This window comes from Vibrio sp. JZG120 (assembly GCF_053890955.1).
Window position 1 is genome coordinate 182,503 of the sequence record NZ_JBSRRK010000001.1, and the last position, 13,519, is coordinate 196,021.

At 43.9% G+C, this 13,519-nt stretch carries 14 protein-coding genes; 7 read left to right on the top strand and 7 right to left on the bottom strand.

Annotation, left to right across the window (positions count from 1 at the left end; translation table 11 throughout):
• Positions 1-16: 16 nt before the first annotated feature.
• Entirely contained in the window at positions 17-913 is an 897-nt protein-coding gene (locus ACWPOD_RS00845) for a DMT family transporter (protein WP_150917082.1), read from the bottom strand.
• Between the two features lie 94 nt (positions 914-1,007).
• Between ACWPOD_RS00845 and ACWPOD_RS00850 the strand changes: the two genes are divergently transcribed.
• The 3 genes from ACWPOD_RS00850 (at position 1,008) to ACWPOD_RS00860 (ending at position 4,515) form a co-directional block, all read left to right on the top strand.
• Positions 1,008-1,892, top strand: a complete 885-nt coding sequence (locus tag ACWPOD_RS00850; RefSeq protein ID WP_005392662.1) for a LysR family transcriptional regulator — start codon at positions 1,008-1,010, stop codon at positions 1,890-1,892.
• Positions 1,893-2,072: 180 nt separating this feature from the next.
• Positions 2,073-2,687 (top strand): outer membrane beta-barrel protein, encoded by a 615-nt coding sequence (locus ACWPOD_RS00855; RefSeq protein WP_005373936.1) that lies wholly within the window; start codon positions 2,073-2,075, stop codon positions 2,685-2,687.
• Between the two features lie 160 nt (positions 2,688-2,847).
• Positions 2,848-4,515, top strand: a complete 1,668-nt coding sequence (locus tag ACWPOD_RS00860) for an ABC transporter substrate-binding protein (RefSeq protein WP_456231433.1) — start codon at positions 2,848-2,850, stop codon at positions 4,513-4,515.
• Positions 4,516-4,590: 75 nt separating this feature from the next.
• Here ACWPOD_RS00860 and ompV read toward each other — a convergent pair whose 3' ends face one another.
• From ompV to ACWPOD_RS00880, 4 genes are all read right to left on the bottom strand, one after another.
• Entirely contained in the window at positions 4,591-5,367 is a 777-nt protein-coding gene (gene ompV, locus ACWPOD_RS00865) for an outer membrane protein OmpV (RefSeq protein ID WP_005392665.1), read from the bottom strand.
• Positions 5,368-5,586: 219 nt separating this feature from the next.
• Positions 5,587-6,123 carry a copper resistance protein NlpE gene (locus ACWPOD_RS00870; protein ID WP_046873821.1) on the bottom strand — a complete coding sequence of 179 codons (537 nt, stop codon included), beginning with the start codon at positions 6,121-6,123 and terminating at the stop codon, positions 5,587-5,589.
• Positions 6,124-6,379: 256 nt separating this feature from the next.
• Positions 6,380-7,609 carry a quaternary amine ABC transporter ATP-binding protein gene (locus ACWPOD_RS00875; protein WP_456231434.1) on the bottom strand — a complete coding sequence of 410 codons (1,230 nt, stop codon included), beginning with the start codon at positions 7,607-7,609 and terminating at the stop codon, positions 6,380-6,382.
• On the bottom strand, positions 7,602-8,501 hold the full coding sequence (locus tag ACWPOD_RS00880; protein ID WP_046873819.1) for an ABC transporter permease: 900 nt from the start codon (positions 8,499-8,501) through the stop codon (positions 7,602-7,604). Before ACWPOD_RS00880 ends, ACWPOD_RS00875 begins: the two co-directional genes overlap by 8 nt.
• A gap of 502 nt (positions 8,502-9,003) precedes the next feature.
• On the opposite strand from ACWPOD_RS00880, the gene ACWPOD_RS00885 reads away from it, so the two are divergent.
• The 3 genes from ACWPOD_RS00885 to nqrM are packed head-to-tail and all read left to right on the top strand — an operon-like array spanning position 9,004 to position 10,017.
• A complete protein-coding gene (locus ACWPOD_RS00885; protein WP_048625148.1) occupies positions 9,004-9,294 on the top strand; it encodes a DUF134 domain-containing protein in 291 nt (96 codons plus the stop codon).
• Positions 9,291-9,806: a NifB/NifX family molybdenum-iron cluster-binding protein gene (locus ACWPOD_RS00890; protein ID WP_374094420.1), complete on the top strand. Its 516-nt coding sequence runs from the start codon at positions 9,291-9,293 to the stop codon at positions 9,804-9,806. The genes ACWPOD_RS00885 and ACWPOD_RS00890 overlap by 4 nt, the downstream gene beginning before the upstream one ends.
• Before the next feature lies 1 nt (position 9,807).
• The gene (nqrM, locus tag ACWPOD_RS00895; protein ID WP_005392671.1) at positions 9,808-10,017 is read left to right on the top strand and encodes a (Na+)-NQR maturation NqrM; all 210 of its coding nucleotides are present in this window, start codon (positions 9,808-9,810) and stop codon (positions 10,015-10,017) included.
• Here the strand turns inward: nqrM and ACWPOD_RS00900 are convergent.
• Positions 9,995-10,789 (bottom strand): phosphotransferase family protein, encoded by a 795-nt coding sequence (locus ACWPOD_RS00900; RefSeq protein WP_432590805.1) that lies wholly within the window; start codon positions 10,787-10,789, stop codon positions 9,995-9,997. The two genes, nqrM and ACWPOD_RS00900, sit on opposite strands and share 23 nt — an antisense overlap.
• 210 nt (positions 10,790-10,999) lie before the next feature.
• Between ACWPOD_RS00900 and ACWPOD_RS00905 the strand changes: the two genes are divergently transcribed.
• Positions 11,000-11,194 carry a hypothetical protein gene (locus ACWPOD_RS00905; protein ID WP_053808086.1) on the top strand — a complete coding sequence of 65 codons (195 nt, stop codon included), beginning with the start codon at positions 11,000-11,002 and terminating at the stop codon, positions 11,192-11,194.
• 71 nt (positions 11,195-11,265) lie between these two features.
• Here ACWPOD_RS00905 and fusA read toward each other — a convergent pair whose 3' ends face one another.
• Entirely contained in the window at positions 11,266-13,290 is a 2,025-nt protein-coding gene (gene fusA, locus ACWPOD_RS00910; RefSeq protein ID WP_237308709.1) for an elongation factor G, read from the bottom strand.
• Positions 13,291-13,519: the final 229 nt, after the last annotated feature.

Genomic DNA, 13,519 nt, shown 5'->3' on the forward strand with positions numbered 1-13,519 from the left:
GAGATAGAGCGCGATTTTAAGTAACGTGCGCCTCTTGTTGCTCTCGCTCTTGCTGAGCTTGCAGCTTTTTCTTGCGACGTTCTCGTTTAGAAAGCCAAACCAGCGGCACAACAATCATAATGGTTCCTATAGCCATAAATATGTCTGGCACTTCTCCAAACCAGATTAATCCCACAAACACGGCACCAATTAAGCCACTGTATTCAGCGCTGGCAATTTTGTTGCTATCAATCGAGCGGTAAGCGATCACACATGTTGCCGCATAAATCATGATGAACAAACTTGAGCCAGCAGCGACAGGGAAAGCACTCCAGTCCCAAGGTTCCGCTTCGATCAGAACAAGTAAGAAAGCCACGGGAATACCTGCCAAGTTTGTCATCAATAACGTTTGCATGACAGATTGATTTTTTGGCAGTTTTCGAATGAGCAAGTTATTGATTGCCAGGGTAATAGCCACAACTAAAGCCGAAATCGCTGCCCAGTCGATTTGATCTGGGCGAATGATGACCAACACTCCAGCAAAGCCCATGATCGCAGCCGCGATCGATTGTTTAGACAGCTGTTCGCCAAAAAATATCGCGGCAAGCGGCAGCATGATTAATGGCGCGGCGTAGAAGATTGCGTTCGCAGTTGCGAGCGGTAAAGATGAAATCGCCAAAACCATAAATATAGCACCAAGCAACCACACGTGAGCGCGGACAGCATGCCATTTAAATCCTTCAAGAAAATGAGTCTTTTTTGTCAGCAAGCAGACAGGCAGTAGGAAAAGCACTGCGGAAATTTGTCGGAAAAAGACAAACTGAAAAATAGGCACTTCATTTCCGACACTTTTAATTAAAGAGTCCGAAAGCACCGCAATGAGATTCCCAACAATTAATAGCAGCATAGCTGCGCCGACCGATGTAACTTTCACTTATTTCCTCTCCTCTTTCTTTGCCAAAGAGTAGGTGATGTCATAGGATGAAGTGAAGTGATATTTATTAGTTTAAGTATGAGATTTTTAGATAATGAAATTGCCACCACTCAGAGCGGTTCACTGTTTTGAATCTGTCGCTCGAAACTCTAGCTTTTCGCTTGCGGCTGAAGAGCTCAATGTGACGCAAAGTGCCGTTAGTCATCAGATACGATTATTGGAAGATTATTTGGGCGAGTCATTATTTATTCGTCAAGGAAGAAAGCTCTCTTTATCGGATACTGGTGCTCGTTATTTAGAGGATATTAGCCCGGCAATTAGCTCTATTGCGATGGCCAGCCAAAAGGTGAGAGAAGGGGACAAAGGCAGCATACGTTTAGCGATTTATAGCTCGCTTGCCGTAAAGTGGCTTATTCCGCGTTTGTCTGATTTTAAGCGGTTACATCCGGAAATCGATCTGACACTCAATATGGTTGTTGGTGATCCTGAGCAGACAGATAGCGTTGGTGATTGCTTTATCACGGTAGAGAAGCCAAAGCGTAACTATATGTCGGTGAAGTTATACGCGGAAACGCTGTATCCGGTATGCAGCCATAAAATTTGGAAAGAGTTACAAGATCAACCCATTCCAGAAGCGCTTTGGCGATATCCTATTTTGTCGACAGACTCTATTTATCGTGAGAGAGGAAAAGACTGGGCAGAGTGGTGCAGAGCGGGTGGTTACACTTTGCCGAAAGATGTCGATGTTCAACATTTTAGTCATATGTTGCTGGCAATTGAGGCTGCACGTTATGACCAAGGCATCGCATTTGCGAATGATTTTATGCTCAATGAAAGAGATAAAGCGCATGATTTGGTATATATCCCTTCTCATGGATTAGAGACGGGGGACAGCTTTTATTTTATTCATAAAAAGAGCCGAGCCAAGCAGGCGGAAATTATCAAACTCACTAATTGGTTGAAGCAACAGTGCTTGTGAAATGACTAAATTGTCATGATTAAGAAAGAAAGTGGCAAAGTTGTGTTTAAATATTTCATGTTTTATTGAGTTTTTATTCATTAACATCAACTTGGTTTTGAAACCGAGTGAAATGGATAGCATGACGTGCTTAAGGATGGGCAAAACACAACCTCAATAATTAACAGGCAGTGAAATACAATGTTTAAAAAAACATGGCTAATGACAGCCCTTCTAGCAACATGTTCTGTTGCAAACGCAGCTCCTTACGTTGGTGCATCGGTAGGTCAAGCATCGTTTGGTGATGTTAATGGCTCTATCAATGGTGGTGGTACCAACGCTAGCACTAAGCTTAAACTTGAAGATGACTCAAGCCTTTCAGGTAAAGTATTTGGTGGTTACAAGTTCAACGAATACATTTCTCTAGAAGCAGCCATTGGTGGCTACGACGCTTTAGACGGCAAAGTTGTTACTGTTGGTGATATGAAGTATCTATCGATTCAACCAAAGGCGACTCTACCTATTGGTGATCGTTTCAACCTTTTTGCTAAAGCTGGTCTTTCTTACTTCAATGCTGAATTCAAAATTAGCAACTCTGTGATTGACGGTAGCGCAGGCCATACCACCATTTCTGACAGCACTGTGACAGGCATGTACGGTTTAGGCGCAGAGTTCGCTATTACAGAAAATTTTGCTCTACAAGTTGAATGGGAATACATGATGCCTGAGCTAGACATTGCGAAATTTGGCAATGAAAAAGTAACGGTTGATGCAGACATCAACGTGTTCTCTGTAGGTATGAGCTACCGTTTCTAAGAACACTTATTCAAGTTACCTCTTGGCTTAGTACACGTTTTTGACTTCTGTTGGTCGAGCTGAGTCCAAGCTTTGAATATATTTAGATATAGCACAGGAAGTTTAGTTGCTAAGCGTCCTGTGCTATTTTTTTGCTTTGGAATAACTCTTAGGAATCTTTGTGAACGATGTCAATCTTAGGTATCTGGATCTACTGTTAAAGCACTTTGAACCTCATCAATATCACTTCGTTACGCTGTCGGAGCTTGAAGTGGTAATTTGTACGTCAAGGCGCAATGTTTCTATTGTGATGAAAAAGCTTGCCTCTTACGGTTGGGTAGATTGGAAACCTGCAATTGGCAGAAGTAACGCCAGCCGTCTGAATATTACTATTTCCCTTCAACAAGCGATGACCGAATTTTTGGTTGAGGAGCTTGGTCGGGGAAGAATGAACTCGATAACAAAACTTATCGATTGGTTCGGCCAAAGTGCTGTCAGGGCGCTGACGATTGCCTCTGAAAAAGTGAACCAGTTGAATGAGTCAAATAACGCTATTTTGATCTCCTCTTACCCTTGGGTGTCTAAGGTCGATCCTGCGAATACTTATCGTCATACTGAACTGCATGTGGCGAAAAGTGTTTATGATGTTTTGCTGACTCAAAATTCCAATGGTGGCATTGAGCCTTCGCTAGCACATGAGTGGAAAATGGAAGGCAATGTGATGACGTTATGGTTGAGACCTGGAATATATCGTCACGATGGTGAACTTCTCAGCATACAAGATGTTGTTTGGAGCATAGAAAGACTTAAGGAAATAAAAGGACCAGTACACGAGCTCTGGCAATGTATTGACAGTGTGATTGCCGAAACATCGAGCTGCTTAAAAATCACATTGAAACATCCGAACATGTTTTTTCCATACATGCTAGCCACTCCTCACGCTTCTATTCTTTGTCGAGATGTTGTTTCTTTCGGTTCTGGTTATTCTTACCACATAGGCACCGGACCATTTAAAATCAGTGGTTGGAACCAAGATAGTATGATTCTTCAAGCACACAAAGAATATTTTTCAGCGCGCGCATTGTTGGACCAAATTACGCTGTCTCATGGTGATGTTAAGACCCTGAATATGTTGAGTTTTAACCAAACCTCTGATCACGTTGAAGTGGAAAAAATCAGCGCATTTTCATATTTGACCTATCGGGAGCGCGCGGACTCTAATCTCGCAAAAGAAGACTGGCATCAACTCGCCGATTACATCAATGCGCAAAAGAGAATCTATGAGGCGCAAAGTGCCGTTGACAGCATTCAGTTAGCGACTCAAGAGCAAGATTTACTAATAGCAGAGGCTATTGTGACGCCTAAGCTACAAGGTAAAGTAGCGCTAGCTGAGCCAATCTGGACGATACCAAGTTTAATTCGTCACTCTGAGTGGTTGCACCGAGTGATTCGGGCGACGGGATTAGAGCTAGAGATCGTCATTATTGATGACATTAGTTTTCCTGAAGTCGTATCACATCGAGCGGACTTGCTCCTAATTGAAGAAGTCATGGAAGCGCCGTTTGAGTATGGCGTATTTGAATGGCTATCGATAGCAACAGGTTTGCGTTTTAGTTTTGATCAAAGCCAGATGTTGATCCATCGAGAAAACCTTCGCGAAGCCATGGCAAATGCTCAATCTTTACAATCTCTTTTAGGCGTAGAAAAAGCGTTACGAGAGCAGTATCTTTATTTGCCTTTATTTGTTGGCTATGAAGAGGTGACAAAAACACAGCAAGTGCGCGGTGTTCAGGTGAAAAATACGGGTTATAGCGATTTGCATCGTCTCTGGATAGCTCACTTTAACTAGCATATTTCGACACGGTGAGCACAGAGTATGAATACATAAAGCCATCGCAATGATGGCTTTATGTGGAATGTAGAGTTAGAAGTTGTACGACACACTCGCACCAACAACCCATTGGTTTGCACTATCAACAATTGAGGAATCGCTGATACCGCTGCCTAGGCGAGTGTATTGTGTCATTTGGCTCACTTGCCAGTTATCGTTGATTGGCATGACTAGCTTGTAGCCTAAACCATAGCTTACTGTTGAATCACCTTTGTACGCTTTGCGGTTTGCATTTGCTTCGCGTTGTTTTACGCCAAAGTAGTAATCTACGTAGTCTTCACTTTGATAAGTTAGGTTAGCAAAAGGAACAAAATCAACACTACCGAAGTTCATAATGTGGAAGTAAGTCGCGCCCGCTAAGTAACCTTTGTAAGCACCACTGATATCATGTTGAAGGTATGTTGAAATCACATTGTGTTGATCTAACGTAAAGTCAGTGTTCAAACCTAAATCGACAGCAAAGCGACGTTTATCCGTGCCTTTCAGGCTCTTTGCAATATCACCGTCACGCATGACACCACTGCCAACAAGGTAAGCACTCATGTTGATTAATTCATTGGTGTTACCGAAGAAGCGGTAGTTAATGCCACTTAGATCGGCGTTAAAGTCGTCACCATGGTAACCGCCATTTAGAATTGGAGCTGTATTGTATTTTTGATCTTTGAAAAGATCGCTGCCATGAGCCACTCCGACTTCCGCGTTCCAGCCACCTTCATTGTTGTAGATGTTACCGTTACGAATATAAGTATCACCAGCAACCGCTGAACCAGCAGCAGTCAGAGTTAGTAGTGCAATTAATGTCTTTTTCATCATTTTTCCGAGTTGTTCTGATTTGTTTTGAACACTGTACAAAATGAAGTTGTAAGCCTCTATCAGCAAAGCGTATGGAAATGTAATGAACCATCAGGATAAGAAGCGGAATGTAAGATCGGAGAAGGAAGATAAGAAAGGCAACCGCCGTCGATGGAAAGAAAAAATCCGAGCTGGGGTAGCTCGGATTTAGATTATTTATCAGGTATCGATACGAACTTATTGTTGTTTCGTTAAGTTGTATAACGGTGCTAGGTCACCTGTTACTTTTTCGCCATTCATGTCTAGCTTCATAAGTACATTCTCACCAACAAAGTATTGGTTTGGCGCATCTTCGTTTGTCAACGTTACGATGCTGCCGTTTGCATCCCAAGTGAATTGGCCTTCAGACTTTGACTGACCGTCTTCTTTGTCTTGGTAGCTTTCTTCAAGTACGTAAGTGCCATCTTGATTTAGTGTGATGGTCATGTCGATACCTGAACAATCCGCACATGGAAGCGTACCTTTATATGTGCCGTTCCAGTCCAGGGCATTTTGTGCGTTATGCTCAGAGTCTACAAATGTTTCTTCAGTGATGACTTGTTCTTCTGCTACTGGCAGCGTGTCAATTGTCTCTGTAGTAACTTCTGCGCTAGTAGTGACTTCAGTTTCCGTCGCTTGAGGTACTTCAACTGCGCTTGTTTCGGCAGGTTTCTCATCTTGACAGCCTGCAAGAATGATTACCGCGCCTGTTAGTGCCAACATTGTTTTTTTCATTTTATCCCTCTTTAAATCAAGATTTTGTATGAGAGTAATAGTAGACATTTATCAGGTATTTGCGTCATCAAAAAGCAATAGAATGATCTATCTATGTCAATAAAACCGAATATGAGCATGAAATTGTCAGGAAAATCAGAACAATGTAAATGTTGATTGGGATATCAAGCTTGAGTCTACAAATAAATATCTAGAGGGGTGGGGGCAGAGATAGTGAAAACAGCCCACATTGCTGTGAGCTGTTTTATTAAATCAGTTAAGAGGCCTTATCGATGTTTGAACGTGAGGTGCTTCGTTTTGTGCTGTCTTCATTAGCGAATAGACCAGCAACAGTACGACGCTCTAATTCACCTTTCAAATGACCATGCTCATCGACAACGGGCAGTGAGTATTCGCACGACATGGTTTCAGTCAATATTTGCTCAATGGCTGAATGGGGAGAGATGATAGGCACTTCTTCATAGATATCATCATCCCAGCTTGGGGTTTGAGCTAACTTCGTCGCGTCTAGTAACCCTTGTTGCGTTATCACGCCTTGATAGCCTGCATCGGTCACATGATAAGCATAATCACGTTTAACTCGTTTCATCTCACTGAGCGCTTCTTCAATGGTTTTAGCGGCAATGCGATATGAAGGTGGCTGCATCACAGTCTCAACCGTCAATGCTCGCGCTCTATTGACGTCTTTTACAAAGGCTTCAACGTACTCATCGGCAGGATGCAGCAATATTTCGTCTGGTGAACCTTGTTGCACAAGCTCACCGTCTTTAAGGATCGCAATGCGATCGCCAAGGCGCAGTGCTTCATCTAAATCATGAGTAATGAAAATAATGGTTTTGTGCAGCTTCTGTTGCAGCTCTACCAGCTGATCCTGCATTTCGCTCCGAATCAGTGGGTCCAACGCTGAGAATGCCTCGTCCATTAACAGTATTTCGGCGTTGGTTGCCAATGCTCGCGCGAGGCCTACGCGTTGCTGCTGACCACCTGATAGCTGAGCGGGATATTGGTTCTCATAACCCGTTAATCCAACGGTATCCAACCATTCGTTTGCTTTTGATAAGCGCGCTTCTTTACTTATTCCTTGAATTTCCAAACCGTAAGCGATGTTGTCGATAACAGTGCGATGAGGCAATAAGCCAAAACGTTGAAACACCATCGACATCTTATGACGACGAAACTGCTCTAACTCCTTGTTAGAAAGCTGCATGACATCTACCCCTTCCACCAAAATCTGTCCCATGGTTGGATCGATTAGGCGATTGAAGTGGCGAATCATGGTGGACTTTCCTGAACCGGATAAACCCATAATGACGAAAATCTCGCCCTTTTTAATTTGGAGGTTGATGTCTTTTAGCCCGACCGTGTGGCCCGTTTCCGCTAACACGTGTTCTTTACTATGTCCCAACTTGACGCGCTCAATCACGCTGTCGGGTTTGGGTCCGAAGATTTTATACAGACCGCTGATTTCGATAAGTGGGCTAGTCATGCTTTAAATCTCCCAGATGGGCTTGAGTGCGTTTCGCATACGCTTGTGAAGCGCGGTCGAAAAGAATCGCTAGAGCGACAATGGCTAGACCATTTAAAAGACCAAGAGTGAAATATTGATTGGTAATCGACTTAAGAACGGGCTGGCCCAAACCTTTTACCCCAATCATCGATGCGATGACGACCATCGACAGTGCCATCATGATCGTTTGGTTGATTCCCGCCATGATGGTTGGCATTGCGAGCGGAAGTTGGACCCCAAAAAGCCGCTGTTTACTGCTGGCACCAAATGCGGTTGCGGCTTCCAACACTTCTTTATCCACCAAACGAATACCCAAATTAGTTAAACGAATAACAGGTGGAATCGCGTAGATCACTACTGCGATGAGGCCAGGAATTTTGCCGATCCCGAGTAACATCACAACTGGGATGAGGTACACAAATGCCGGCATGGTCTGCATGACGTCGAGTAATGGTGTCACAACTGACTGAATACGATTAGAGCGCGCCATGGCGATGCCGATAGGGATCCCGAGTGTGATTGCCAGCATGGTACACACCGTGATAATACTGAGCGTGCGCATTGTGTCTTCCCACATGCCGAAGTAGCCAATCAGGATAAGTGAGCCAAAACATGCGATAGCCAGTTTCCAAGAGCGACTAGCGGCATAAACGAGGGCGGTGCAGACGCCTAAAACAACGACCCAAGGTGTTGAAATAAGCAGTTTTTCAAACCAGACAAGAAATGAAAGGAGCGGATCAAAGAGAGACTCGATAAGTTCACCATATTCACGAGAGAAATCTCGGTAGGCGCCATCGAGTGTTTTGCGAATCGCTCTAAGATCAGAGCGATCCATTTCTGGGAATTCGCTGAGCCAATTCGAGTCAGACATATTTACTTCCTTTTCTGATATATCTAGGTGCCCTCAAGAGACGTGATTCAGCAAGAATGGCTGGGATCGTAGACCAAGTAATGATTGGTGGTTCGATAGGTCCTCCATCTATTGTTTTACCCTTTAGGCTCATTTCAATGCAGTCGACCTGCACTTTATAGTTACTTAGGGAGACACTCTTTTAATAAAATAATCATTAGTGTTCAAATGAATGATTTGATCGGATTATAGTTTTTCTTCTCCAATAAAATGAATACATTAGCGCGTATTTGTATGAAAAGTCTGCGCAAACTAACGTTTTTATTATCTAGATAATTAGAATTGATCTTTTTGCTCGTTTGTCACCAAAGTTTGTCAATTCTTAGATGTCTAATTAATCCTGATGTCTTACGTATTTATCGTGTCGATTTTTGCAAACTTAGTTTATTGGCATATGCTAAAAATGTTATTGGCATATGCCAGTTTAAGGCGTAATTTGACCCTGTGTTTTCGAGGGATAATGATGGCAAGACCAAAGATAGAAAGACGAATATGCGGACGTGCTGCACACCATTGTTTCAAACCTAATGGCGTGCCATTTCATCAGTTGGAGCAAGTCGCCATATTACCAGAAGAGCTAGAAGCACTGCGTTTGGCCGATTTAGAGGGGCTTAGCCAGCAGCAAGCTGCTGATCAGATGGGCGTCTCTAGACAAACTTTTGGTAACACAGTAAAAAGTGCAAGATTGAAAGTCGCAAAAAGTTTAGTTGAAGGTCATGCATTAGTTTTTCCGGATGAGGAGTCAAACTTATGATTTATGCTATTCCTAATGATGGTGAGCGGGTGGCAAACCACTTTGTTAAAGCACCATATATTGCTATTTATTCTGATACTGACGGCATGCTAAAAAACTTAGCGAACATTGCTTCGATGCCACAAGCAGGTTGCAATGCGAAGTCTCAGTTAATTCAGTCTCTGCAAGAGTACAATGTGGATGCTGTACTTGTACGAAATATCGGTGAACGCGCACTAGCCAAATTACTTCGTAGTGGCACGCAAGTATTCAGGCTTTCTACCCGTAGCTCACTGGAAGATGTACTTGCGGTTCCAAGAGAGCCTCTCATTGAGCCGTCTCAAGGTCGTCCCTCAAACAATCATAAGAAAAGTGCTCACAAGCCAAAAGGCGGTTGCGGTTCCTGTGGTTGTGGTGGCAAAAAATCCAAACCCTCCTTGCTAGCAAGACCGAAAGCACCAGCAGGGCTACTTAAAGTGACATCTCGCCCTGCTATACTTAGGCTAAAGACGATGGCTAATAAGGCAGGTTAATATGGTTTGGTTATTTACCTTTCTTGGTTTTCTCGCAATCATTTTGTTGATGTCGCTTGGCGTCATTTTCCACAACAAGCGTATTCAAGGGAGTTGTGGCGGATTGAATAATGTCGGTGTTGATAAGGTGTGCAATTGTGAAACCTCTTGTGCCGAGCCTGAAAGACGTTTGTATCAAATATCCGAACCTAATTCGTCATCTGAGCGCTAAGATCTTTTGCCCATTTCGGTAAGGTTTGTTTAAACCAGTCAATGTATTTACTGGTCTGAGGGTTCTGTCTCGAGACCAGTATATTCACCACTTCTACCACCATCCACGTTTTAGCTATTGCAATCGTTCTTGCTAAATTACTCGCATCGCCTTGCTTTGCCGTCTTGGTATAGGTATGCGCCACACCAAGATAATCTTCGAATGTGCCCATGCCTTTGACTAGTGGTGCTAAATCTATCGCGATATGCCCTGTCGAAAAACGTTCCCAGTCGAACAGCACCAAATCGCCATTATCTCGTCGCCCCCAGTTCCCGGCATTGGTGTCTCCAGAGATCAAATTTTTGGCGTTGAAAAGCGGGCCGGATTGCTCTTGTAGCTGATAAAAGAACCGCTCTGTTTTTGCGTCTAGTTTGAGCGTGCTTAAAGCTTGGGAAGTGGCTGGTTGTGTCCACTGATGAGGATGATAAACACCGTCTGATGTCGGAGATAGTCTATGTATTTTAGCTAGTTGTTCTATCACGCGGGGCTCTTCAAGCAGGAATTCTTGATTGACAGAGTGCGGGATATACTCGATTCGTAACGTATTTTGTTGGTGATCGTAATCAATGAGCTCAGGTACAAGAATGCCAAGTTCATTGAATGGTTTAGCCTGGTGTTGATAAAAAGCGACCTCAACCTGTTCTACCTGCTGCTTTTCAATGAATGAAATGCCGTGTTTTTCTACCAGATAAACTTTGGCACTGCCCATCTGGTTAAGCTCTTGCTTTGACATAAGACATCCTGTCTTTTGATGGTGGAATCTTCACTTACCTTAAACGCGAAAGGTGTGTGCGCCAAGAATACTTAAAGAGAACATTGAAACAAAATAATGCAATGGTTTGAGTATGAAATTGTCGCTGGTGTCTAAATTTTGCACAGTGGCTTTTACGCATCGTTAACTACGTTCTACGCTTAATATTCGATTTAAACAAGGAGAACCAATATGGCTGTAATAAAGCAGGATATTCCAAATCGTGTAACGGTTTATCATGACAATATCGACCAAGAACAAGAGCTGAAAAATGCGATGCTGCCAGAGAAACCGCGCTACTTTAACGGTGCTCCGACTTACAAAGCGAACAGCATCGAAGAGTTTGAAAGCAAAATCAGTCAGATCGGTTTGTCTCTCGATAAATAAATTTTAATTTACCTAAAAGCGCCCTCATTTTGAGGGCGCTTTTTTATTTGATTGATTTGAATCTTAGGGAATTAACCTTGTTGAGCACTGCCTTGGCAGACTTGTTTTTGCACTGCTGGTGGCGCGGGCTCGTAATGGCTCAAAGTCATACTAAAACTGCCTTCACCACCCGTGATAGCTCGCAATCGACGAGCGTAATCTTGCAACTCGTTTACTGGCGATTTGGCTTTCAACAACGTGAATTGGCTATCGATCGGTTCGGTGCCTTCTATTAATCCTCGATTACCTGACAAATCCCCAGACACGTCACCGACGTTTGTGGTTGGGACGTGTAACTCCATTTGGACAATGGGCTCCAGCACAATAGGATCAGCGTTGTTGATCGCATCTAAAAAGGCTTTCTTACCTGCGATGACAAACGCAATTTCTTTCGAATCGACGGAGTGATATTTACCGTCATAAACGGTGACTTCCACATCTTTGATTGGGTTGCCAGAAATCGCCCCTTCTTCGAGTACTTGTAAAATACCTTTTTCGACCGCGGGAATAAGCGCGGTTGGAATTGCGCCACCCACCACTTTGTTGATGAACTTAAATCCGGCACCGCGCTCGAGTGGGCGAACCTTCAATTGCACTTCACCAAACTGGCCTGCACCGCCACTTTGTTTTTTGTGTCGATAATGCCCTTCGGCAGGTTTGGTGATGGTTTCAAAGTATTCGACGCTTGGTTGGCAGGTTTCGACGTCCAGCTTGTACACGTTCGCCATCTTTTCTAATGCGACTTTGAGGTGAAATTCCCCTTGGCCGCTGATGATGGTTTCGTTGGTGCGAGCGCGATGTTCGATGCGCAGCGAAGGATCTTCGCTGGCGATTTTATTCAGTACATCGCCTAATTTTTGCTCATCTCCACGCTTAAGAGGCTTCAAGCACAAAGAATACATGGAGTCAGGAAGGTCCAACGTCTTGAGTTGAACACCATCTTCTTCGTGAGAGTCATGAACGATTGAATCGAATTCGAGATCATCCACTTTGGCTAAAACGCAGAAGTCGCCGGCAAGCGCGCGAGGGATCTCGGTTCTATCTTTGCCCTGCAGTTGATATAAGTGCCCAACTTTAAATGCCTTGTTGCTTTCGCCAATATAAAGCTGGCTGCCCGCATTGATTTCACCCTGATACACACGTAAGTAGGCAAGTTTTCCCATATATGGGTCGACGCTGACTTTGTACACGTGTGCGACGGTGTGCTCTAAGGTTTCGCAATTTACTTTGATTTTTTTGCCGTTCTTTTCCAATAGAGGAGGGTTACCTTCGTTTGGCATGGGCATGATCTCCGCCAAGGTACGAAGCAGAAGCTCGATGCCCGCGCCGGTTTGTGCTGAGACAAAACAGACCGGAATCACATGTCCAGTTCTCAGTGCTTCTTCAAACGGATCATGCAGTTGCTCTGCGGTGAGTTCGGAGCCTTGTTCCAGATACAGTTCCATCAGTTCTTCATCGACTTCGATAACTTGGTCAATCAAGGTCTCATGAGCTTCATCTACCGTCGCAAGTAAGGTTTCTCGTCCCAATTCTGGTTCGAAATAGCAGTCAACTACAGATTCCCCGTCAGCCGAAGGTAAGTTGATCGGCAAGCAGTGGTCCCCAAAATGCTCAACGATGTTCTCCATCAATCTTTCTAACTGACTACCGTGGTTATCGAGCTTATTGATGATGATCATCTGACATTTTTGCTGCTCTTTAGCAAAGGTGAATAAGCGATCGGAAGTTTGGTTTAGTGGTGTTTGAGGGTCGATGACAAGGGCGGATGTTTCAACGGCAGGAAAGACGCTGATCGTACGGCCAAGTAACTCGTTTTGTCCCGGAGTGTCGATGATATTGAGCCGATGTTTATTCCAGCGCAGTGCGACTGGCGTTGCTTCAATGCTGTGTTGATATTGGATGGATTGAGGGTCGAAGTCGGTAACGGTATCGCCTTTTTCTACGCTGCCTAAATGGTGAGTGGCATCGCAGGTGAAGAGCAGTTTTTCTATCAGCGTGGTTTTACCGGTCCCGGTTTGGCCGACGAAAGCGATATTGCGTATTTTGTTTATAGGCATAGAGCCTCCTTGCAAGATGGCGTGAAAAACCTACGAATTGCTAGGAAGTGGGTTGTTAGAGAAACCCACGCACTGCATTGGAGTAGGGCGGGATTACCGCCTATTCGTCTTCCATGTCATTTTCCGGATGACTCGATGCATAAGACCACCTTCTTGGACTACTGTAATCTTAGCATGCCGTAATAACCGTATAATTTATGTGACTTATTTCATGATGGGGCTGATTGTT